Genomic DNA, 23,018 nt, shown 5'->3' on the forward strand with positions numbered 1-23,018 from the left:
AGTGTATTGGTAATGGATCCGGCGCGGTCAGGGCGTCCCGTAACGATCACGCTCGGTGCATGTGAGCCTGCTCACGGTTCATGATCTTTTCACACGAGAACGGTTCTGTCGTACACGTGTGCGAAGCTGGAACGCGTGGATGTGGTTGCGGGAACCGAGCGCGCGCGGCGGTTGCTGCACCGGGTCACCGCCGGGATCCGGGAGAACCCGGTGACCCACGTGGCCGACCTGCCCGCCCGCGAGGCGCGGCACACCGAGTGGCCCTCGTGGGCGGACCCGCGGGTGGTGGCGGCCCTGCGCTCGGGCGGGGTGGAGCGGCCGTGGGCGCACCAGTCGGAGGCGGCGTCGCTGGCCTTCGAGGGGCGGCACGTCGTGGTGTCGACGGGCACGGCGTCCGGCAAATCGCTGTGCTACCAGCTGCCGGTGCTGTCGGCGCTGGCCGCTGACGACAAGGCGACCGCGCTGTACCTGTCGCCGACGAAGGCGCTGGGCGCCGACCAGCTGCAGTCGGTGTCCGCTTTGGACGTTCCGGGCGTGCGGGCGGCGTCGTATGACGGTGACACCCCGATGGCGGAGCGCGACTGGGTGCGGGCGCACGCGCGGTGGGTGTTCACGAACCCGGACATGCTGCACCGCGGCATCCTGGCCGCGCACTCGCGGTGGGCGCGGTTGTTCCGCAAGCTCGCCTACGTCGTGATCGACGAGTGCCACAGCTACCGGGGCGTGTTCGGGTCGCACGTCGCGCTGCTGCTGCGGCGGCTGCAGCGGGTGGCGCGGCACTACGGTTCGTCGCCGGTGTTCATCCTCGCGTCGGCGACGACGGCGGAGCCGGGCGAGTTCGCGTGCCGTCTGGTGGGCGAGGACTGCGTGCCGGTGGTCGAGGACGCGTCGCCGCGCGGGGCGCGGACGGTGGCGTTGTGGGAGCCGCCGCTGGTGGAGGACCACCGGGGTGAGAACGGTGCGCCGGTGCGCCGGTCGGCGGGCGCGGAGGCGAGCCGGATCCTGGCGGAGCTGGTCGTGGAGGGGGCGCGGACGCTGGCGTTCGTGCGGTCGCGGCGGGGCGCGGAGCTGACGGCGCTCGGCGCCCGGCGGTTGTTGTCCGAAGTGGACAGCGAGTTGCCGTCGCAGGTGGCGGCGTACCGGGCGGGGTTCCTGCCGGAGGAGCGGCGGGCGCTGGAGCGCGCCCTGCTGTCGGGCGAGCTCAAGGGCGTGGCGACGACGAACGCGCTCGAGCTGGGTCTGGACATCGCGGGGCTGGACGCGGTGGTGCTGGCGGGGTATCCGGGCACGCTGGCGTCGTTCTGGCAGCAGGCGGGCCGGGCGGGCCGGTCGGGTGATGACGCGCTGGTGGTGTTCGTGGCGCGGGACGATCCGCTGGACACGTACCTGGTGCACCACCCGGCGGCAGTGCTGGAGCGGCCGGTGGAGACGGCGGTACTGGACCCGTCGAACCCGTACGTGCTGGCGCCGCAGCTGGCGTGCGCCGCGGCGGAGCTGCCGCTGACCACGGGAGAGCTGGACACGTTCGGCGGCGCGGCGGCGCGTGAGGTGCTGGACAGGCTGGTGGCGGACAGGCTGCTGAGGAGGCGGCCGAGCGGCTGGTACTGGACGTCCCGGGACCGCCCCCACTACGAGGTGGACATCCGCGGTTCGGGCGGCGAGCAGATCGCGGTGGTGGAGGCGGACACGTCGAGGCTGCTGGGAACGGTCGACCCGGGCTCGGCGTGCACGACGGTGCACCCGGGCGCGGTGTACCTGCACCAGGGTTCGTCGTACGTGGTGGACGAGCTGGACCTGGAGTCCGGGATCGCGCTGGTGCACGCGGAAGATCCGGAGTGGACGACATCGGCCCGGGAGGTCGCCGATATTACGGTGCTGAGCACCCAGGAGCGGCTCGACTACGGCGGGGTGAGCGTGTGCCTGGGCGAGGTCGCGGTGACCTCGCAGGTGGTCGGCTACCTGAGACGCCGCCCGTCCGGCGAGGTCCTGGACCAGGTGGCTCTGGACCTGCCCGCGCAGACACTCGAGACGCGAGCCGTGTGGTACACGATCAGCCCGGAACTGCTGGAGGCCCCTCGCGCTTCGGGAGCCGCTCCTGCAGGCGACAGGCGCACGGCCCCCGCACCTCTGGAATCCACAGGTTCACTGACAGCCACCGCGCCGCTGGAATCCACCGGAACGTCCGGAGCCAGCGGACCACGAGAAGCGGGTAGCCCTACCGGAGCCACCAGCCCGGGTGAAGCCGGCCAGCCTTCCCAAATCCGCGGCCCACTCGAGGCCAGCCGGCCGCCCAGAGCCGACGGCCCCCTTCGAGCTGACCAGGCGCCTGGAACCGACGCCCCGTCCGGGGCGAGCCAGCCACCCGAAGCCAGTCACCCATCTGAAGTCAGCCAGCCACCCGGCGCCAGTCAGCCACCCGGAGCCAGCCAGCCACCCGGAGCCAGCCAGCCACCCGGAGCCAGCCAGCCACCCGGAGCCAGGCAGGCGCCCGGAGCTGACGGTGCGCTTGGCACCGACCGAGCGTCTGGAAGCGGTGGCCCGCTTGGAGTCGGCGGGGCGCCGGGGGGCGCCGGTCTGGATCCGGCGCGCATCCCCGGCGCCCTGCACGCCGCCGAGCACGCGGCGATCGGCCTGCTACCGCTGTTCGCTACGTGCGACCGGTGGGACATCGGCGGCGTCTCAACCGCTTTGCACGCTGACACCGGGGAGGCGACGGTGTTCGTGCACGACGGCCATCCCGGAGGCGCGGGATTCGCCGATCGCGGTTTCGCTGCTGTTGTCCCGTGGCTGGCCGCTACGCGGGAGGCCATTCTCTCCTGCGAGTGCCCGGCGGGATGCCCGTCCTGTGTGCAGTCACCGAAGTGCGGGAACGGTAACGACCCACTGGACAAGGCGGGGGCGGTGGCCGTGCTGGAAACCGTGCTCGGGGCGGTGAGTTTTCACAGTGCCCGGCACGACCACGGGGTGGCTCAGGCTGCGGCGAACTGACCGGCGCCGACGAGTGCGGTCCGGTCGGAACCTCGCTGGTCGAGAGCGCGGGCGAGCACCGAGTGCACGGCGTCGGCGGACGGCAGCCGCCAGCTCCACACATCCGGCTTGACCCGCCAGTGCACGACGCCGTGCTGGAACGGCGTGGGCGGGAGCGGGATCCAGCTGCCCTGACCGTGCCAGCGGACCTCGCCGTCGGTGGCGAGCTCCTCCGGAATGCGGTCGGCGACCGTGGTCAGGAACAGCCAGCGGCCGTCGGGCGTCGCGACGATCGGCGCGGGGTGGCCGGTCGCGCGGAGCAGGCGGGCGGCACGCTTGCCCAGTTCATCGGGGACCTCGACGGCGTCCAGCACGGTGCCGGTCGCGACGAGCAGGCTGTAGGGCTGTCCGGTCCACCAGCCGGCCACCTCGTTGGGGTGGGCGTCGAGCCGGTCGGCCCAGTCCTCGTGGACGGGCACCGGGCCGGTCCAGGAGCCCTCGGCGTCCGCCTGCGCCGGAAAGGTGCCGGGCAGCACCGGCCACCCGTGCCAGGCGAGACCGATGGCCTCCGCGCGTAGCTCGATGCGGAAGGCGCCCCGCCAGCTGTCCGACCAATCCGTGTCCAACATTTCCGTCCACAACTCCTTGCTTGTTCCACCGCTCGCGGTGGCTGTCTGGTTCCCAATAAACGGCAAGTTGCAAAGTGCCGGAACCCGCCGCGCGACAACCGGCTGCTCCCGGGCGACGAGCGACGATCCCCTGCTCGGCGCGGCCGAACGCCGCTCGGCCACTGCCTACCGACGACGAGCGGTTGACGGCGCCGCTCGTAAATCGTGATCTCCAGCACACGTTTCTCCTGCATACCAACGGTTTCCGACCTCGGGCGCCAGTTGCCGCCGCCACCGCCCGTGACCGCTCGGCGCGCGAGGGCGACCGCCCAACCTCCGCCGGCGCACCTACCGTTCGCCGCGGAACCGACCGTTCGTCGCAGCCCCAGCACGGGGCAGTCCTCCCGGGCCGACCTCCAGCGGGCGGCCGTCCGTCGACCAGCCTGCCGGGGCGATGCGACTCAAGGGACCGGCAAGGTCCCGGCGGACGGCCGGCACCTGCCCCACCGCCAGGACCCCGCCCCCTCAGGGACCGGCACGGGCTCGACCGGCCGCCGGCCCGAGCCCGGTGTCGACGACCACCTCGACGAGCGCGTCCCACCCCTCGAAGCGGCAACTGACCACCCGGGCGCCCATCCGCTCGGCGACCCACAGTGCCTGCCCGCAGGCGACCTCGGTCCCGTCGGCGGCCTGACCAGCAGCCGCGAGAGCAGCGAGGTCGGCCGCCCCGGCAGCACGGTGCCGCGCGATCGCTGCCGTGCCGAGCCCCCACAACAACCCCGCGACGACCACCAGGCCGGCGATGGCGCACGCGGCCCAGACGGTCGCCGCGCCCCGGTCCCGCCCGTGCGGATCCCTGACCTGGGCCGGGCCAGCCCGGAGCCGGGTCGGCCGTTGGACAGCCACCGCCCCTGGACCGAAGCTGACCGGCCCGCGCGGACGCATCAGGTCAGGGCGGGGCATCGTCGGCTCCTGGCTCGAGGACGGCGAAGGCGCTCGCCGCCAGGTGGAGCCCGGGCAGGAGCCCGCCTGCCGGGGCGGCACGCACCTCGACCGTGATGCTGTTCCCCTCGGACTTCACCGCGAGCTGCGCGCCCGGCGGGGCGATCTGCTCGACCGCCTGCGCGGCCAGTTGCGGTTCGCCCCGGGCGAGGAGACGCGCCGCCTCGCGGGCGGCGTCGGTGCAACGGAGCTGACCGGCCACCGCCGTGAAGCCCGCGAGTACCAGTCCCACCACCACGGTCAGCGCGCACAGCGCGATTGCCGCTTCGACCGTCACCGCGCCGCGGTCCGGAGGGCCGGCGCGGGCTCGTGTCTTCATCAGAACTGCACCGCGAGGGCCTGCTCGACCAGCCCGGTGAGGGCGCCGACCACCGAGTCTCCGGTGACGACGGTGTACAGCAACGCCCCGAAGGCCGCGGCGGCGATCGTGCCGATCGCGTACTCGGCGGTGCTCATTCCGTCGTCGGCGGCCAGCACCGGGCGCAGCCAACGACGCCACCAGCGCGGACGGGCGGGTGCTGCGTGGCGGCCGGCGGGCTTGGTGCGGAACAACATGGGAGATCTCCTTTGTCTGTTGTGGAGGGTCAGAACACGTTGAGGCGTCCGGCGAGGCCGAGGACCACCGGCACGACCCCGAGGCACACGAAGGCCGGGAGGAAGCAGAGCCCCAGCGGGCCGGCGATCAGCACGCCCGCACGCTGGGCCCGCGCCTCGGCGCGATCACCGAGCGAGGCGCGGATTCCGCGGGCGAGGTCGGTGGCGGCGTCGGCGAGGGTGGTTCCGCTGCGCGCGGTCCGCTTGGCTGCGCGGGCGAACTCGGCGGTGCCGGCACAACCGAGCGCGGGCACCCACGCTTCGGTCGCATCGGCGCCGAGTTCGAGGAGACCGGCGGTGGCGCGAAGGGCGTCCGCTTCCGGCCCCGCCACGCCATCGGTGACGGCGCGGAGAGCGGCGGGCACCGGTTGCCCGGCGCGCAGGCAGGCCGCGAGCAGGTCCCAGGTAGCGGCGAGGTCGAGGGGATCGCTCCTGGGCCGCCGACGGCGAATGCGCGTGGGCGACCGTGGCGAGGGGAAGAGGTGTGCCAACCGCAGGCCTGCGACCGGCCTGCCCGGGAAGGTCAAAAGTGCCGCGCCCAGTAACGCGACCACCACGGCGGCTGTACTCATCGCGCGGCTTCTGGGTCTGTGTGGGAAGCAACCAGATCTGGCAGGACCAAACCGGGGTGGATCAGCACTGGATTAAGCCGGGGCGGAATTGCTGTGATCGGGCGGGTTGAGCCGAAGTGGGCAACTGACTGGGCTCGGGGTGGAAGTGTTGGCGGCAGCGAAGCGAGGGCGGGCGTGCTCATCACGGGGCTTCTCCTTTGTGGCAGCCGAGGTGGCCGCTCGCGGGGAGGGCAAGCAGGGGTGCTGGACGGCGGGCGCGAAGAGGGGGAACTGGCTCGGCTCGGCCTGGTGTGGACCGCGGGGCGGGGGCGGGCGTGCTCATCGCGGGGCTTCTCCTTTGTGACTGCAGAAGTGGCCGCTCGCGGGGAGGGCGAGCAGGGGTGTTGGACGGCGGGCGCGAAGAGGGGGAACTGGCTCGGCTCGGGCTGGTGTGGACCGCGGGGCGGGGGCGGGCGTGCTCATCGCGGGGCTTCTCCTTTGTGACTGCGGAGGTGGCCGCTCGCGGGGAGGGCGAGCAGGGGTGTTGGACGGCGGGCGCGACGAGGGAGGAACTGGCTCGGCTCCGGCTGGTGTGCGCCGCGAGGCGCGGGCGGGCGTGCTCATCACGGGGCTTCTCCTTTGTGACTGCAAAGGTGGGCGCTCGCGGGGGCGAGCAGGGTGTCGGAGGCGTTGGAGGGCGGGCTGCGAACTGGAGTGAGCTGGCGCGGTTGAGGTGAGGGTGTTACCGGCAGCGGTTGAGGTGAGGGTGTTGTCGGCAGCAATGGGGCCGTGGGCTTGCTCATCGCGGGGCTCCTCGTCTTGTGAGGTGGGCGCTCCAGGCGGCGCCGGTGGTGATCAGTGCTGTGCCGAGCAGGAGGAGGGCGTTGCCGCTCGGGGTGGCGAACAGGATGTGCGTCGGGTGGGCTCCCATGCCCTCGCCGAGCAGCAGGCCGAACACGGGCAGGGCGGCGAGGACCGTCGCGCTCGCGCGGGGGCCGGACATTGCTGCCTCCGACTGGTTGGTGAACCGCAGCTCGGCCGTGATGTCCTGGCGGACCGCGTCGAGCAGATCGGCCAGTGGGAGGCCGTGGCGTTGACTCAGCGACCACGCCCGCACCAAGCGTCGCCGCGCTGCCGACAGTGGTTCGGCCGTGGTGACCGTCGCCAACGTTTCGGCGAGGTTCCCGCCAAGGCGGGCAGCGCCGGCCACCGCGTCGAGGATCTCGGCGACCGGGCCAGGTGCATCAGCTGCGGCGGACTCGGCGGCCAGGGCGGGCGTGGCGCCGGCCCGGAGGTCCACCACCATCGCGTGCAGCGCCTCGGCCATCGCCCGGCGCATCGCGAAACCGGACTTCGACCGGCGGCGCGCGTGCCACTGGCGCCAGCCGGCCAAGCAGAGCAATGCCCCTGCCGCCCACACCATCGGCGGCACGACGAACAGCAACGGCACCAACCCGAACGCGAACGCCTTCCGCGGCTTCGGCAATCCGCGGCGTCCCGGAGACGGCGCAAGTACTCCCAGGCGCGCCGCCGAGCCCCGCACCGGAGGCCAGCACAAGGCGGCCGCGGCCGCGCAGGCCAGCGAGTGGGTCAGCACGGCCGGCCTCCCCTGGGCAGCAACGCGGTGAACAACACCCGCCGCTTGGTCCATCCACCGTCCTGCCACACCGGAAGCACCCGGACGTCCCCGTTGTCGCTCCGGCTCAGCACGCCGACCTCCGCCAGTTCCCGCTGCCCCGACGACGACCGGCGCATGTGGAGGACGACCTGCACGGCGGCCGCGAGCTGGCTGTGCAATGCCGAGCGGGACAGACCACCCAGCGCGGCAAGCGCTTCCAGCCGGGCAGGCACCTCCGCCGTCGAATTCGCGTGCAACGTTCCAGCGCTGCCGTCATGACCGGTGTTCAACGCATTGAGCAGCTCGCACACCTCCTGGCCACGCACCTCGCCGACGACGAGCCGGTCGGGTCGCATCCGCAGCGCTTGGCGCACCAGGTCCCGGAGGCCGACCTCGCCCGCGCCCTCGACGTTGGGCGGCCGGGCGGTCAGCCGCACGAACTGCGGGTGCGCGGGCTGGAGTTCGGCGGCGTCCTCGACGCACACGATCCGCTCGGCCGGGGACACCGCACCGAGCATCGCGGCGAGCAGGGTGCTCTTGCCCGCGCCGGTGCCACCGGTGACGAGGAAGGCCAGCCGGGCGGCGACCACCGACTCGACCAGCTCCGCGCCTTCGGCCCCGAACGTGCCCAGCTCGCGCAACGCGGCGAGGTCGTGCACGGCGGGACGGAGGATCCGCAACGAGATGCAGGTGCCGTCGGCGGCGATCGGCGGCAGCACGGCGTGCAGCCGGACGCGGCCGTGCGGCCCGAGCCCCGGCAGCCAGCCGTCGACATAGGGCTGGGCGTCGTCGAGCCGCCGTCCGGCCGCCAACGCGAGCCGCTGGGCGAGACGGCGCACTCCCTCCTCGCCCGAGAAGTGGGCCTCGGCGCGGCGCAACCCGTCGGCCCCGTCCACCCACACGTCGTCGGGCCCGGTGACCAGCACGTCGGTGACGCCGGGCAGGGCGAGCAACGGTTCCAGCGGACCGGCGCCGGCCAGCTCCTGCCGGATCAGCCGCAGCGCGTCGAGCGCCTCCGTGTGCCCGACCGGACGCCCGGCTTCGGCGCGGACCGCGTCCGCCACCGTCGCCGGGTCCGTCCCGGCCCCGGCGCCGGCCAGCCGGTGGCGGACCCGCTCGACCAGTTCGTTGTTCATGCCGCCAGCACCTGCTTCGACTGCGACTGCTCCAGGATGAGGCGCGCGGTCTCCATCAGCGCGCCGCGCGGCCGCGGGAGGAAGTTGCCGCGCTCGATCTCCCGGTCCAGTTGGCGTTCGACGGCCATCGACGTCAGCAGTGGCAGCCCGATCGCGCCGGCCGCGACGCTCGGCTCGAGGTCGCCCGGCGCGGGCCCGCGGACGACGAGCCGGACCCGGCCTGCCGGGTCACCCAGCTGCTTGACCACCCGGCGGGCGGCCAGGCAGGCGCGCATCTCGGCCGGGATCACCACGATCACCAGGTCGGCGCGGGCGACGACGGCGAGGCCGGGCCCGTCGAGGTGGCGCGGCAGATCGCACACCACCGTGCGGCCCGCCCGGCGCCCGGCCTCGATCACCGCCGCGACGCCCTGCCCCGTCGGCCCGTCGCCGTTGCGGTGGCAGGACAGGAACGGCAACCGCAAGCCGCGGTACCGGAACTCGGGCAGCGATTCCAGCAGCGCCGGCATCGACAACCGGCCGGCGCCGGGCCGCAGCTCGGGCCAGCGGAGACCCTCCGTGTTCTCGGCTCCCAGCAACGCGTCGATCCCGCCGGACAACGAATCGCAGTCCACGAGCAGCCCGCCCGGATCGGTGCGGCACGCGACCAGCGCGGTGGCCGCCGCCAGGACGGACGCCCCGGCTCCGCCGCGGCCGCCCAGCACGCCGATGATCCGCCCGCCCGGCAGTCCCGGCCCGTCGACGACGTCGGCGAGCGCCGACGCCAGCGCCGACTCGTCCTCCGGCAGCGACACGACTCCTTCGACGCCGGCGCGGAAAGCCCTCCGCCACGTACGGGAATCCGGCGCGCCCTTGGTGATCAGCAGGATGCCGGGGCGCCGCGGCAGCTCCACTTCACCGTCGACGGCCTGCTCGTCGACCAGCACCAGCGGCGCGTCCGGCCACCGCGGCCGGGCGGCGAGCAGATCGGGCGCGCGTTGCGTCTCGCAGCCCACAGCCGCGGCGACCCGCAGGATTTCGTCGAGCATGACCTCGTCGTGGGCGATGACGAGCGGACGAGCGTGTTCCATGACGGCCCCCAGCGGTGATCGGTGTTTGACCTGACTCCACCGTCGTGCTCGCGCCGTGCCGCGACAAGGAGCTCCGGCGGGACCTGTGGACAACTGGGGTCTTGTGGACAACTCGCGACCGGGGCGGGTCCGCAGAGCGGGATCGTCGGTGCGCTGTGGCAGGATCCGCGCCCGCGCGCGAAGAAAAGGGGCGACCCCCGCCAGGGGGGAGGGGCGGGGGTCGCCGAGGGTTCAGCCCCGGGGGGTTGGACTGAACCGCCGGTGGGAACACCGGATGCGGTCCACTGTAACTCCGCCGAGCGGCCCGCAACGCCGCTCGCGACACCCACAATTCGGTAACGGCACCGGCAATCGATTTCCCCCGCGGGCAACCAATTTCCGACCGGGCGACACCGTTCGTGGTCACCTCACCGCCCCGCCGACGATCTACTCCTATCCTGAAGCGGTGGCAGAACCTCCCAGCTCGCCGCCGGGCGACCGGCGCGCCGCGACCGGAACCGGCGTCGCGGCCTTCTTCGACCTGGACAAGACGATCATCGCCTCCTCCAGCGCGCTGGCGTTCAGCAAGCCGCTGCTGCGCGAGGGGCTGATCAGCAAGCGGGCGGCGCTGAAGAGCGCGTACGCGCAGTTCGTCTTCTCCCTCTCCGGCGCGGACGCCGACCGGACCGAGCGGATGCGCGCCGAGATCTCCGCGTTGTGCACGGGCTGGGACGTCGCCCAGGTGCGGGCGATCGTCAACGAGACGTTGCACGACATCGTCGACCCGCTGGTGTACTCCGAGGCCGCCGAGCTGATCGCGTGGCACAAGGCGGAGGGCCACGACGTGATCGTGCTGTCGGCGGCGGGCGACGAGGTGGTGACGCCGATCGCGGCGATGCTCGGCGCGACGGGCAGCGTCGCGACGAAAATGGCCGTCGTGGACGGTCGCTATTCCGGGGAAATCGCTTTCTACTGCTACGGCGAGCAGAAAGCGGTGGCGGCGAAACAATTGGCCGCGGAGAACGGTTACGACCTGGCCGAGTGTTACGCCTATTCCGATTCCAGCACCGACGTCCCGCTGCTGGAGACGGTCGGGAAGCCGCACGCCGTGAACCCGGACCGCCTGCTCCGCCGGACCGCGCTCGACCGCGGCTGGCCGGTGCTCGAGTTCACCAAACCGGTCTCGCTGCGGAGCCGGTTCCCGGCGCCGTCGACGGCGACGCTGGCCGTCGGACTCGGTCTCGGCGCGGTCGCCGCGGCGGGGGTGACCTGGTACGGGCTGACGCGCAAACGCCGTGGGGGAGCGTAGAAGTCTAGTCGCTGAGGGTGCCCGCCTCACCGGATCGAGCGTCTGTACCGGTGCACCCGTCCGACCCCTTGAAGTGACGGCGGTCACTGGGTACAAAGTGAAGTGCGGACGTTGTTCGGCCCAGGGCGAGACGAAGATGAGTCTCGTTCCTCCCCGAGAACCTCCGTGCGCGGACTCCAGGCACCCACGCGCAGCGCGCCGCGGGAGGCTTGTCGTCGAGGGACTGCGTACCGGGACGCCGGACGCCGAGTCCCCGTAGGTACGACACGAGTTGCAGCTTGGTCACCTGAGCAGTCCGCGCGGGCGGGCGCCGCCCGGCACATCGCCGGCGGCGCCCGCGCATTTTTATGTCCAAGGGATTAGCCCGCGAGAGTGACAGAACCTGAAAGACACTTTCGGACTCCTCCGAAAGTAAGGCGGTCGTTGACCTCGTCCCGAGCGACTGAGTAGCTTCCCCCAATGCCGGCTCGTCCGCCGGCGATCATCACAGGGGAGGGTTCGCGATGCGCCGGAGGAGTCATGTGCTTGCCGCGATCGTCGTGGGGGTTCTCGGCGTGAGCGCGGTCGGCGCGTCCTCCGCCGCAACGGGCCGCCAGGACGGCTGGGCCGAGCAGACGCTGCGGAAGATGTCGCTCGAGGAGAAGGTCGGCCAGCTCTTCGTCGCCGACGTCTGGGGCAAGTCCGCCGGCCAGGCCGACGAGGGCAACCGGAAGAAGTACGGGGTGGACACGGCCGCGGAGGTCGTCCAGCGCTACCACCCGGGCGGTGTCATCTACTTCAACAACTCCGGCACCGACAACGTGGACGACCCGGCGCAGGTCGCGCGCTTCTCGAACGGGCTGCAGCAGGCCGCGCTGTCGTCGGGCGCGAAGGTGCCGCTGATCGTCTCGACCGACCAGGAGGGCGGCCGGGTCACGCGCATCGCCGCGCCCGCGACGGAGTTCCCGTCCAGCATGGCCATCGGGGCGGGCCGCAGCGCCGCGGACGCGCGGACGCTCGCCACGGTGAACGGCCACGAGCTGCGGGCCATGGGCATCAACCAGGACTTCGCGCCCGACGCGGACGTCAACTCCAACCCGCTCAACCCGGTCATCGGCTCGCGGTCGTTCTCCGCCGATCCGGCGCTGGCCGGCGAGCTGGTCGCCGCGGAGGTCGACGGCTACCAGAACTCGGGGCCGGCGACGGAGACGGTGTCCGCGGCGGCCAAACACTTCCCCGGTCACGGCGACGCGGCCACCGACAGCCACACCGGGCTGCCGGTCATCAACCGCACGGAGGAACAGTGGCGGCAGATCGACTTGCCGCCGTTCCGGGCGGCGATCGACGCGGGCGCCGACGTGATCATGTCCGCGCACATCACCGTGCCCAGCCTGGACCCGTCGGGTGAGCCCGCGACGCTGTCGAAGCCGATCATGACCGGCATCCTCCGGGACGAGCTGCGCTACGACGGGGTGGTCGCGACCGACTCGCTGCAGATGGCCGGCGTGCGCGAGCTGCACACCGACGCGGAGATCCCGGTGCTGGCACTGGAAGCCGGGGTCGACCAGATGCTGATGCCGCCGGACCTGGGGCTGGCCATCAACAGCGTGCTGGACGCGGTCAAGAGCGGCAGGCTGACCGAGGAGCGGATCGACCAGAGCGTGCTGCGGATCCTGAAGCTCAAGGACAAGCGCGGCATCGTGGCGAGCCCGCTGGTCAACCCGCGGGCGGTGAAGCAGGTCGTCGGCAGCCCGGCCAACCGGGAGAAGATCCAGGCCATCACCGACCGCACCACCACCGTGCTCCGCAACGACGCCGGCCTGCTCCCCCGCCGCGAGCCGGGCAAGGTCCTGGTGACCGGCTGGAACAACCCGAACTACCCCGGCTACCCGGCGGAGCCGGTCCGGGCACTGGCCGAACGGCTCGGCGGCACGGCCGTCTCGACCGGCGCCAAGCCGACCGCCGCGAAGATCGCCGAAGCGGTGGCGGCCGCCGGCGAAGCGGACACCGTCGTCGTGCTGACCAACGGGCTGCGCACTGACACCGCTCAGGGTGATCTTGTGCGTGAACTGCTCGCGACCGGGAAACCGGTCGTCGCAGTGAGCGTCCAGGAACCGTACGACCCGGGCTACGCCGACGTACCGACCTGGGTGGCGACGTACGACTGGCGGGATGTGACGATGGCTTCGCTGGCCAAGGTGCTGACGGGCGAGATTTCGCCACAGGGCAAGCTGCCCGTCGACATCCCGGCCGGCGACGACGCCGGGCAGATCCGGTATCCCTTCGGCACAGGACTGACATGGTGAGCTTCAACCGGCGCGGGTTCCTGGTCACCGGCGCCCTCGCGACACCCCTCTTGACCGGCGGCTCCGCGCTGGCGGAACCGGCACGCGTGTTGCCGGCCGCGTCGCGGGGGCCGGTCGTGACCGGAGCCGACATCCTCGCCCGGCAGGGCTGGCGCTCGCTCGCCGGCCGCAAGGTGGGCGTGCTGTCGAACCCGACGGGCGTGCTGGAGAACGGCGACCACATCGTCGACTCGATGATCGCCGCCGGTGTCCGGCCGGTCGCCGCCTTCGGGCCGGAGCACGGTTTCCGGGGCAGCGCGCAGGCTGGTGGTTCGGAGGGCGACTACACGGACCCGCGCACCGGCATCGCGGTGTACGACGCGTACGGCGCGGACGCCGCGAAGCTGGCCGGGATGTTCACCAAGGCAGGCGTGGACACGGTGGTGTTCGACATCGCCGATGTCGGCGCCCGCTTCTACACCTACATCTGGTCGATGTACACGGCGATGGTCGCGGCGGGCCGCACGGGCGCGGCCTTCGTCGTGCTGGACCGGCCCAACCCCATCGGCGGCAAGGCGTACGGCCCGATGCTGCGCCCGGAGTTCGCCTCCGGGGTCGGGCTCAAGCCGATCGTGCAGCAGCACGGCATGACCGTCGGCGAGCTGGCGAAGTACTTCGCCGCGGAGCTGCTGCCTGCCGAGGGGGTGCGGCTGGCGGACCTGCAGGTGGTGCAGACCGAGGGGTGGCGCCGGGACATCTTCTTCGCCGGCACCGGGCTGACCTGGACGCCACCGAGCCCGAACATGCCGACCGCGGACACCGCGCTGGTCTACCCCGGCACGGGCATGTTCGAGGGCACGGTGTTCTCCGAGGGACGCGGCACGACGCGGCCCTTCGAGATCATCGGCGCCCCCGGCATCGACTGGCGCTGGCGGGACGAGCTGACCGCGCTGGGGCTCGCGGGCGTGCGGTTCCGGGAGACCTACTTCGTCCCGACGTTCGGCAAGTTCGTCAACCAGACCTGCGGCGGGGTGCAGCTCACGGTCACCGACCCGGCCTCGTTCGACGCCATCCGCACGGCGGTGGCCATGCTGGTCACGGCCAAGAAGCTGCACCCGGACCTCTTCGCCTGGCGCGCGGACAACGGCATCGACAAGCTCACCGGCTCGGACCGGTTGCGCACGATGGTCGACCGCGGGGCGGGGGTGGACGAGATCGTCGGGTCCTGGCAGGCGGAGCTCGACGAGTTCACCGCCCGCCGTCGGCCGCATCTGCTCTACTGGTGAGGCCGGCGTGCGAACGGGCAAACTACTGGTCGCGGCGGTGCTGACCGTTTCCGCCCTCACCGTCCCCGGAGCGAGTACCACCATCACCGAACAGGCGCACACCGGGCGGATCGACCGTCCGCAGTACGAGTTCGCACCGGCCGACACGGTGCTGCGCCCGGGCGCGCCCGGCGAGGTGGGCCTCGATCCCGCGCCGCTGCTGGCCGCCGAGCAGTTCCTGAGCGACTGGGCCAAACCGGATCCGGTTTCCGGGCACCCGCACTTCTCCGGCGCGGCCGGAATCCTCGCGCACGACGGGGTGATCGTCGAGGAGACCGCGACCGGCGGGGCGCTCCGGTACGCCGACGCCGCGGGCGCCGAGCTGCCGCCCGACCAGCAGGTGCCGGTGCGCGCCGACACGATCTTCGACCTGGCCTCGATCACCAAGGTGTTCACGTCCCTCGCGGTGATGCAGCTCGTGGAGGACGGCAAGGTGGCCCTGGACCGGCCGGTCGCCGACTACCTGCCCGAGTTCGCGGCGAACGGGAAGCAGCAGGTGACCGTGCGGCAGCTGCTCACCCACACCTCTGGCCTGGCCGCCGACCCGCGCCCGTCCCTGTGGGAGGGCTACCCGGACATCCCGTCCCGGCGGAAGGCCGTGCTCGACAGTCCGCTGACGAACGAGCCGGGCACGACGTACCTCTACTCGGACATCAACCTGATGACGCTCGGCTTCCTCGTCGAGCGGATCGCCGGGCAGCCGCTCGACGTCGTGGTGCGGGACCGGATCACCCTGCCCCTCGGGATGACCGACACGACGTTCAACCCGCCCGCGGAGAAGCTCGGCCGGATCGCGGCCACCGAGTTCCAGGCGGATCCACCACGCGGCATGGTGCGCAGCCAGGTCCACGACGAGAACGCGTGGGCGCTGGGCGGGGTGTCCGGTCACGCCGGCATCTTCTCCACCGCGCCGGACCTGGCGGTGCTCGCGCAGACGATCCTCAACGGCGGCGCCTACCGGGACGCCCGCATCCTGCGCCCGGAGACCGTGCGGGACATGCTGACCGACTACAACCAGGCCTTCCCCGGTCACGCGCACGGGCTCGGGTTCGAGCTGGACCAGCGGTTCTACATGGGAGCGCTGTCCGCCCCCACCACCGCGGGCCACACCGGGTTCACCGGCACGTCGCTGGTCATCGATCCGGTGTCCCGGTCGTTTGCGATCCTGCTGACCAATCGCGTTCACCCGACCCGCGACTGGGGTTCGATCAACCCGGCCCGCGAGAAGTGGGCGAGCTCGCTGGCCGAAGCGCGGTGAAACCGGTCCGGCTGTAGGCCGAATTACCCGCGGCCGGACAGGTGATCTTTCGGCGAGCGGACACTCACCGTGCATCCGGGTGGTGTGCCACCAACCAGCGCCAACGAATTTCGGACACTCGTGTCCGTCACGAACAGTTACCGGACGGCTGCTCCATTCGTACTTAAAGTGCGCAGAGTCGCGTCATACCATCGTGGCGGGGAAGTCCCTATCACTGAGACGCGAGCGGGAGCCACCGACGATCGTCGGCTGTTTCGGGAACCATCGGAAGTTGCCAAGTCGTTAACTTGATGACGTTAACAACCACGACGTAGTTGGCGACTTTCCGGGCAACTGAGTCACCGCAGCTCGGCCGTGCAGGGGCGGGCGAGTTGCGATCATCCCTAAGGATGTGGGTAACCTTGTCTCAAATGCCTACGGTTAGTAAGTTTCCCACGGAAACGGATACCGATTCCGTGACGGGGCAGGCACCGAGCGAGATCGGTTCGGTCGCACGCGAGTCCGAAACCAGTCCCCTGGTCCGGATCCGGTCGCTGCTGCCCGGTCTGGCCAGGGCGGAACAGCGTGTAGCCAAGGTCGTCCTCGATGACCCGTCTGCAGTAGCGCGCCGGTCGATCACCGAGGTGGCTCTCGCAGCGAACACCAGCGAAACCACGGTGACCCGGTTCTGCAAGGCCGTGGGGGTCGGCGGGTACCCGCAGCTGCGGATCGCGCTGGCCGCCGACACCGCCCGCTCGGAGGCGCGATCGGCTCGCAACCTGGGCGGCGAGATCGCCGTGGACGACGACCTGGCCGCAGTGGTCGGCAAGGTCAGCTTCGCCGACGCCCGCGCGGTGGAGGAGACCGCCGACCAGCTCGACATCGCGACCCTGCAGCGCGTGATCGAACTGCTCGCGAACGCCGGGCGCACCGACGTCTACGGCGTCGGCGCGAGCGCGTTCGTCGCCGCCGACCTGCAGCAGAAGCTGCACCGCATCGGCCGCGTGTGTTTCGCCTGGTCGGACACGCACATCATGCTGACCTCGGCCGCCGTGCTGGGCGCCGGCGACGTCGCGATCGGCGTCTCCCACACCGGCGCGACCACCGACACCGTCGAGGCGCTGCGGGTGGCCCGCGAGCACGGCGCGACCACGGTGGCGCTGACCAACTTCCCGCGCTCGCCGATCACCGAGGTCGCCGACTACGTGCTGACCACGGCCGCACGCGAGACGACCTTCCGCTCGGGCGCGACCGCGAGCCGGATCGCCCAGCTCACGGTCATCGACTGCCTGTTCATCGGCGTCGCGCAGCACCACATGGAGAGCGCGTCCGCCGCGCTGGAAGCCACTCGCGACGCCGTCGGCGGTCACCGCCTCGGCGTGCGACCGGACGGCCGGAGGCGGCCGCGAGAAACCGGAAAGTGAGCACGAAGGAAACGGTGAGACGCATGATGACGGTGCCGAGTCAGGTGGTCCACGTCGATTCCCCGACCGAGCAGCGCAACCCCCGCACCACCGAGATCGACCGGATGTCGACCCTCGGCATCCTGACCATGATCAACGACGAGGACCGCCGGGTCCCCGATGCGGTCGCCAAGGTCCTGCCCGAGCTGGCGGACGCGGTCGATCATGCGGTGGAGGCGCTGCGCACCGGCCATCGTGTGCACTACGTCGGCGCGGGCACGTCCGGCCGTCTGGCGACGCTGGACGCCGCCGAGCTCGTGCCGACGTTCAACGTGCCTGCCGACTGGTTCGTCGCGCACCACGCGGGCGGCGACCGGGCGTTGCGCGAAGCGGTCGAGAACGCCGAGGACGACGCCGCCGCGGGTGCCGCGGAGATCTCGGCTTCGGTGCGGGCGGGCGACTTCGTGCTGGGCCTGACCGCGTCCGGCCGCACCCCGTTCGTCATCGGCGCGCTGCAGGCGGCCGCGCGGCTGGGCGCGACGACCGGCCTGGTTTCGGGCAACGCGCGTGCGGCCAGGCCGTCCGGGGTCGACGTGTTCATCTCGGTGGACACCGGTCCGGAGGTCATCGCGGGGTCGACGCGGATGAAGGCGGGCTCGGCGCAGAAGATCCTGCTGACCGCGTTCTCCACTGCCACGATGATCAAGCTCGGCCGGACCTACTCGAACCTGATGGTCAGCCTGCGCGCGACCAACGCGAAGCTGCGCGGCCGGACGCTGCGCATCCTCAGCGAGGCGACGGGCGCGGACGAGCGGGAAGCCGCCGAGGCCCTGGCGGAGGCGAACGGTGACTTGAAGGTCGCGCTGGTGCACCTGCTGTGCGGGGTGGACGCGGCGACGGCGGCGGACATGCTGGCCGCGAACGGCGGGCACGTGCGGGAGGCGCTGCTCGCCTGCGCGACGACCTGAGGTCGCGCAGTCCCGGGGAGGTGCGCGGGGAGCGTCGCACTTCCCCGAATTGCGCGACTGCGAGCGGTTGACGACGGCCAGCGCACGGCACCGCGGTCAACCCCGGCACCACCGCCGCGTGCGGAACGCGGCCCGCCGACGAGGCAGCTCAGCCGGCGGCGTCGGCGATGCTCTTGGCCTCCCGCGCGCCCGCTTCCAGCGCTTCACACACGAAGAGGAGCCACGAGCGCACGCCGTCGGGGCTTCCGGTCGCGAAGGCCGCCGCCGTCTCCTGGTACCGCGCTGACCGGCGGAAGAAGGCGACCTCGGGGACGCTCAGGCCCTTCGGGTCGACGCCACTCGCCGTCATGGTCAGGCGAGCCGCGGCGCGGGCCAGCACGCCGTCCGCCGTGCCGAAGGGCCGCAGGCTGAGCAGCTCGCCGTGCACGACGGCGGTCAGCACGGGGCCTGGCACCGACGTCGCGCCCGTGACCAGCTGCGTCAGCAGGTCCAGGCGGGCACCGGCGGCCGGGTCGGGGCGGCCCAGCGCGTCCTGGTGGTCGACGAGATCGGCCGCGGCCAGGACGTGCATCCGGGCCAGCGCCTGTCGCGGGGCGCGGCGCCAGGTGGGCAGCAGCGACTCGCTCGCTTCCGCCACCCGCAGCGCGCCGGCCAGGATCGGGTCCTTCACCTCGGCGTCGGCCGGAATTTCCGGGTCCGCGCCGTCGAGCGCGGCCGACGCCCGGGCGCCCCGGACGGACGCCTCGGCCGCGGTGGCCGAGCCGCCGCGCAGGTTCACGGGGAGGCGGTGCACGGCGAAGACCGCGTCCTGCGCCTTCTTCGCCGCCTCGGCCACGCCCTCCAGTTCGAGCAGCGGCGCCAGTGGGTCGCTCATGCGTCCAGCACCTGCCCCTCGCGCCGGATCACCGGCGGCTGCTTCGACCAGGCGAAGTTGATCCACCGGTCCGTGCGCCGCCAGACGTACTCGCACTTCACCTCTGACCAGGGCTTTTCGTACACCACCGCGCACCGCACGTCCGCCACGTGGTCCGCGCAGAAGTCACGCACCAGCTTGAGCGTGGCGCCGGTGTCGGCGACGTCGTCGGCCACCAGGACCTTCGCGCCGGTCAGGTCGACGGCGTTCGGCACCGGCGGCAGCATCACCGGCAGTTCGAGCCGCTCGCCGACGCCGGTGTAGAACTCGACGTTCATGACGTGCAGGTTCTTCACGTCGAGCGCGTAGCCGAGCGCGCCGGCGACGAACAACCCGCCGCGGGCGATGGACAGGATCACGTCCGGCTCGTACCCGCTGTCCGCCACCTGCTGGGCGAGCTCCCGGCTGGCCGAACCGAACAACTCCCAGGTGAGCTCTTCCCGCTCAGCCACTCGGACCTCCTTCGACGCGTCCCCGCGAGCATATGAGGCGACGAAGTGGACCTTGAAAGCAAGCCGGAACTGGCACTGCCGAAAGACCAGTTCGGACGGGTACCGTCCCCGCGTGAACTGGCACGACCGGCCCGCGCTGCGCGGCAAGCACGTCCACCTCGAACCGCTCGGCCAGGAACACGCCGAGGGCCTGCACGAAGCCGGCCGCGACGCCGAGGTCTGGCGCTGGCTCAGCCTCCGCCAACCGGCAACCCTCGACGACACCAGGGCCATGATCGACGACATCCTCGCCGAGCCCGGCCGGATCGCGTGGGCACAGGTCGACGCCACCACCGGCCGCGTCGCGGGCACGACCTCCTACTACGAGATCGTCCCGCGCCACCGCGGCCTCGCCATCGGCTACACCTGGATCGGCAGTCCGTGGCAGCGCACGGCGCTGAACACCGAAGCCAAACTCCTGCTGCTGGAACGCGCCTTCGACGTGCTCGGCGCACGGCGGGTCACCTGGCACACCGACCACCGCAACGAGAAGTCGCAGCGCGCCATCGAGCGGCTCGGCGCCAGCCGGGAGGGCCTGCTGCGCGCGCACCGCATCCGCCCGGACGGCAGCCGCCGCGACACCGTCGTCTACTCGCTGCTCGCCGAGGAGTGGCCTACGACACAGGAGAACCTGCTCGATCGCGTGCGGTGATCGACGCGGGACGTGCCGTGAGGTGCTGCGCTCTTTCGTCGCGGGGGCTAACGTCGCTACCGTGCATCCGGCGTCAGCCAGTGATGAGTGACTTCAGGAGGCCGTGCACCATGACAGAGCAGTCCCCCGCGCTGGACAACCTGCTCACCGAGAACCGGACGTTCCCGCCGACCGACGAGTTCGCGGCGCAGGCCAACGCGAAGGCCGATTGGTACGAGAAGGCCGACGCCGACCGCGAAGCGTTCTGGGCCGAGCAGGCGGAGCGGCTGCACTGGGACACCAAGTGGTCCCAGGTCCTCGACTGGTCGGGCGCGCCCTTCGCCAAGTGGTTCGTCGGCGGCAAGCTGAACGTCGCGTACAACTGCGTCGACCGGCACGTCGAGTCCGGGCACGGCGAGCAGGTCGCCATCCACTGGGTCGGCGAGCCGGGCGACACCCGTGACATCACCTACGCCCAGCTCAAGGACGAGGTGTCCAAGGCCGCGAACGCGCTGGCCTCCCTCGGCGTCACCTCCGGCGACCGGGTCGCCATCCAGCTGCCGATGATCCCCGAGGCGATCGTCGCGATGCTGGCCTGCGCGCGGCTGGGCGCGATGCACAGCGTCGTCTTCGGCGGGTTCTCCCCGGCGGCGCTGCGCTCCCGCGTCGACGACGCCGAGGCCAAGGTCGTGATCACCTCCGACGGCCAGTACCGCCGCGGCAAGGCCGCGCCGATGAAGACGAACGTCGACGAGGCCCTCGACGGCGCCGCGAGCGTCGAGAAGGTCATCGTCGTGCGCCGCACCGGCGAAGAGGTCCCGATGAGCGAGCGGGACGTGTGGTGGCACGAGCTCGTCGACGGCCAGTCCACCGAGCACACCCCGGAGGCGTTCGACTCCGAGCACCCGCTGTTCATCCTCTACACCAGCGGCACGACCGGGAAGCCGAAGGGCATCCTGCACACCTCCGGCGGCTACCTGACCCAGGTCGCCTACACCCACCACGTCGTCTTCGACCACAAGCCGGGCGAGGACGTCTACTGGTGCACCGCCGACATCGGCTGGGTGACCGGCCACTCCTACATCGTCTACGGCCCGCTGGCGAACCGCGCGACCCAGGTGGTCTACGAGGGCACCCCCAACACGCCGCACGAGGGCAGGCACTGGGAGATCATCCAGAACCACAAGGTCTCCATCTACTACACCGCACCGACCCTGATCCGCACGTTCATGAAGTGGGGCGAGGACATCCCGGCGAAGTACGACCTGTCCAGCCTCCGCGTGCTGGGCAGCGTCGGCGAGCCGATCAACCCCGAGGCGTGGATGTGGTACCGCGAGCACATCGGCGCGGGCAAGGCGCCGATCGTGGACACCTGGTGGCAGACCGAAACCGGCGCGATCATGATCTCGCCGCTGCCGGGCGTCACCTCGACCAAGCCCGGTTCGGCGCAGCGCCCGCTGCCCGGCATCTCGGCGAAGGTCGTCGACGACACCGCGACCGAGGTCGGCAAGGGCGGCGGCGGTTACCTGGTGCTGGACAAGCCGTGGCCGTCGATGCTGCGCGGCATCTGGGGCGACGACGAGCGCTTCCGCGACACGTACTGGTCACGGTTCGCCGACCAGGGCTTCTACTTCGCCGGTGACGGCGCGAAGTACGACAACGACGGCGACATCTGGCTGCTCGGCCGGGTCGACGACGTCATGAACGTGTCCGGCCACCGCATCTCCACCACGGAGGTCGAAAGCGCTCTCGTGTCGCACCCGACGGTCGCCGAAGCCGCGGTGGTGGGCGCATCCGACCCGACCACCGGGCAGGGCATCGTCGCGTTCGTGATCCTGCGCGGCTCCGCGGCCGAGGGCGGCGACGAGGCGGTGCAGGAGCTGCGCAACCACGTCGCCAAGGAGATCGGTCCGATCGCCAAGCCGCGGCAGATCATGGTCGTGCCCGAGCTGCCGAAGACCCGCTCCGGCAAGATCATGCGCCGCCTGCTGCGCGACGTCGCCGAGAACCGCCAGATCGGCGACGTCACCACGCTGGCCGACTCCAGTGTCATGGAGCTGATCTCCAGCGGCCTGAAGTCCGGCAAGGAGGACTGACGCACGAACAAGGGCCCTGCACATCGCGGTGCAGGGCCCTTGTCATGGGAACCCGAGGAAAGAGTGGATCAGCCGGTGACGTCCAGGTGGGCCTTCACCGGGGTCGGCCGCGGGGCCTTGCCGTTGGCGTCGGGCTTGTCGCCCGCACCCGAGCCGGCGCCGCCACCGGAGCTGGTCTTCGTCGAGGTCGGGGTGCTGGTGCCCGGCTTCGAGGTGCTCGTCGTCGGCTTGGTGGTCGGGGTCTCGCCACCGCCGTTGTCGTCGTCGCCCGGCGCGCAGGTGACCGACGCGATGTCCAGCGTCTGCAGGTTGTCGATCTTGATGGAGATCGCGGTGACGGTGATCGAGCCGTCGTCCTTCTTGGTCTGCTTGTTCAGCACGACCGAGAGCAGACCCGGCACGGCGACCGTGGTGTTGGTCGGCGCGGTCACGTCGAGGGTGATGTCACCGAGCTTCGCCTTGGCCAGCGACGAGGTGCCCTTGCCGCCCTCGCACTCCGCCTCGATGGCGGTCGCGGTCAGCAGCGGCTTGCCGACGCCGAGGCCGACGTTGACGTCGGCGACGCTGGCGCGCGCCTGGCCGGCGCCCGCCGAGGCGTTGAGCAGCTTGACCTGGGCCAGGCCCGGCACGTTCAGCGTGGCGAGGGACTTCTGCTCGAAGCCCTTCTCGTCGGTCACGTACGGGCTGGGGTCGATCCCGAGGAGGCCCTTGGCGGCGATCGCGTAGGCGGAGTTGACGCCGTCCGTGGTGGTCGTGGTCGCACCCGCGGCGGGCGCGAGCAGCACCGAGGTGGCGAGCGCGGTCGCGAGCACGCCGACGCCGCCGGCCACAGCCTTCTTTCTGGACAAGGAATTCC

General features: G+C 71.7%; 19 protein-coding genes and 1 pseudogene. 9 read left to right on the plus strand and 11 right to left on the minus strand.

Going from position 1 to position 23,018, the window contains the following annotated elements:
* The first annotated feature begins 135 nt into the window (after positions 1-135).
* The gene (gene sftH / locus L2C96_RS34230) at positions 136-2,988 is read left to right on the plus strand and encodes a DEAD/DEAH box helicase (protein WP_372491297.1); all 2,853 of its coding nucleotides are present in this window, start codon (positions 136-138) and stop codon (positions 2,986-2,988) included.
* On the opposite strand, the gene L2C96_RS34235 is transcribed toward sftH, so the two are convergent.
* The 8 genes from L2C96_RS34235 to ssd form a co-directional block, all read right to left on the minus strand.
* Positions 2,970-3,596, minus strand: coding sequence for a bifunctional DNA primase/polymerase (locus tag L2C96_RS34235; RefSeq protein ID WP_020422674.1), 627 nt, complete (start codon positions 3,594-3,596; stop codon positions 2,970-2,972). The two genes, sftH and L2C96_RS34235, sit on opposite strands and share 19 nt — an antisense overlap.
* 504 nt (positions 3,597-4,100) lie before the next feature.
* Entirely contained in the window at positions 4,101-4,538 is a 438-nt protein-coding gene (locus L2C96_RS34240; RefSeq protein WP_020422675.1) for an Rv3654c family TadE-like protein, read from the minus strand.
* Positions 4,525-4,896 (minus strand): TadE family type IV pilus minor pilin, encoded by a 372-nt coding sequence (locus L2C96_RS34245; protein WP_020422676.1) that lies wholly within the window; start codon positions 4,894-4,896, stop codon positions 4,525-4,527. The genes L2C96_RS34240 and L2C96_RS34245 overlap by 14 nt, the downstream gene beginning before the upstream one ends.
* Positions 4,896-5,132 (minus strand): DUF4244 domain-containing protein, encoded by a 237-nt coding sequence (locus L2C96_RS34250; protein ID WP_020422677.1) that lies wholly within the window; start codon positions 5,130-5,132, stop codon positions 4,896-4,898. Before L2C96_RS34250 ends, L2C96_RS34245 begins: the two co-directional genes overlap by 1 nt.
* A 29-nt stretch (positions 5,133-5,161) precedes the next feature.
* Positions 5,162-5,743: a type II secretion system F family protein gene (locus tag L2C96_RS34255; protein WP_027936569.1), complete on the minus strand. Its 582-nt coding sequence runs from the start codon at positions 5,741-5,743 to the stop codon at positions 5,162-5,164.
* Between the two features lie 778 nt (positions 5,744-6,521).
* Entirely contained in the window at positions 6,522-7,208 is a 687-nt protein-coding gene (locus tag L2C96_RS34260; protein ID WP_237339150.1) for a type II secretion system F family protein, read from the minus strand.
* A gap of 104 nt (positions 7,209-7,312) precedes the next feature.
* Positions 7,313-8,476 (minus strand): TadA family conjugal transfer-associated ATPase, encoded by a 1,164-nt coding sequence (locus L2C96_RS34265; protein WP_237339151.1) that lies wholly within the window; start codon positions 8,474-8,476, stop codon positions 7,313-7,315.
* Positions 8,473-9,546 (minus strand): septum site-determining protein Ssd, encoded by a 1,074-nt coding sequence (gene ssd, locus L2C96_RS34270; protein WP_020420348.1) that lies wholly within the window; start codon positions 9,544-9,546, stop codon positions 8,473-8,475. The genes L2C96_RS34265 and ssd overlap by 4 nt, the downstream gene beginning before the upstream one ends.
* A gap of 445 nt (positions 9,547-9,991) precedes the next feature.
* Between ssd and L2C96_RS34275 the strand changes: the two genes are divergently transcribed.
* The 6 genes and pseudogenes from L2C96_RS34275 (at position 9,992) to L2C96_RS34300 (ending at position 18,031) form a co-directional block, all read left to right on the plus strand.
* On the plus strand, positions 9,992-10,834 hold the full coding sequence (locus L2C96_RS34275) for an HAD family hydrolase (RefSeq protein WP_237339152.1): 843 nt from the start codon (positions 9,992-9,994) through the stop codon (positions 10,832-10,834).
* A gap of 521 nt (positions 10,835-11,355) precedes the next feature.
* A complete protein-coding gene (locus L2C96_RS34280; protein WP_237339153.1) occupies positions 11,356-13,119 on the plus strand; it encodes a glycoside hydrolase family 3 protein in 1,764 nt (587 codons plus the stop codon).
* On the plus strand, positions 13,113-14,384 hold the full coding sequence (locus L2C96_RS34285) for an exo-beta-N-acetylmuramidase NamZ family protein (protein ID WP_272883642.1): 1,272 nt from the start codon (positions 13,113-13,115) through the stop codon (positions 14,382-14,384). The genes L2C96_RS34280 and L2C96_RS34285 overlap by 7 nt, the downstream gene beginning before the upstream one ends.
* 7 nt (positions 14,385-14,391) lie before the next feature.
* A pseudogene (locus L2C96_RS34290) lies at positions 14,392-15,675 on the plus strand (serine hydrolase domain-containing protein); the annotation flags it as partial.
* A gap of 416 nt (positions 15,676-16,091) precedes the next feature.
* On the plus strand, positions 16,092-17,084 hold the full coding sequence (locus L2C96_RS34295) for a MurR/RpiR family transcriptional regulator (RefSeq protein WP_027936206.1): 993 nt from the start codon (positions 16,092-16,094) through the stop codon (positions 17,082-17,084).
* A gap of 23 nt (positions 17,085-17,107) precedes the next feature.
* Complete coding sequence (locus tag L2C96_RS34300; RefSeq protein ID WP_020420342.1) at positions 17,108-18,031, plus strand: N-acetylmuramic acid 6-phosphate etherase; 924 nt, start codon at positions 17,108-17,110, stop codon at positions 18,029-18,031.
* A gap of 148 nt (positions 18,032-18,179) precedes the next feature.
* Here L2C96_RS34300 and L2C96_RS34305 read toward each other — a convergent pair whose 3' ends face one another.
* Both L2C96_RS34305 and L2C96_RS34310 read right to left on the minus strand, forming a co-directional pair.
* Entirely contained in the window at positions 18,180-18,905 is a 726-nt protein-coding gene (locus L2C96_RS34305) for a Fic family protein (RefSeq protein WP_237339154.1), read from the minus strand.
* Entirely contained in the window at positions 18,902-19,396 is a 495-nt protein-coding gene (locus tag L2C96_RS34310; protein WP_017985479.1) for a phosphoribosyltransferase, read from the minus strand. Before L2C96_RS34310 ends, L2C96_RS34305 begins: the two co-directional genes overlap by 4 nt.
* A gap of 112 nt (positions 19,397-19,508) precedes the next feature.
* On the opposite strand from L2C96_RS34310, the gene L2C96_RS34315 reads away from it, so the two are divergent.
* Entirely contained in the window at positions 19,509-20,087 is a 579-nt protein-coding gene (locus L2C96_RS34315) for a GNAT family N-acetyltransferase (protein WP_237339155.1), read from the plus strand.
* 110 nt (positions 20,088-20,197) lie between these two features.
* On the plus strand, positions 20,198-22,162 hold the full coding sequence (acs, locus tag L2C96_RS34320) for an acetate--CoA ligase (protein ID WP_020420339.1): 1,965 nt from the start codon (positions 20,198-20,200) through the stop codon (positions 22,160-22,162).
* Positions 22,163-22,230: 68 nt separating this feature from the next.
* Here acs and L2C96_RS34325 read toward each other — a convergent pair whose 3' ends face one another.
* A complete protein-coding gene (locus L2C96_RS34325; RefSeq protein WP_235716217.1) occupies positions 22,231-23,010 on the minus strand; it encodes a choice-of-anchor P family protein in 780 nt (259 codons plus the stop codon).
* Positions 23,011-23,018: the final 8 nt, after the last annotated feature.

Origin of the sequence: Amycolatopsis tucumanensis (assembly GCF_021654135.1) — a bacterium.
GTDB classification, from domain to species: domain Bacteria; phylum Actinomycetota; class Actinomycetes; order Mycobacteriales; family Pseudonocardiaceae; genus Amycolatopsis_E; species Amycolatopsis_E tucumanensis.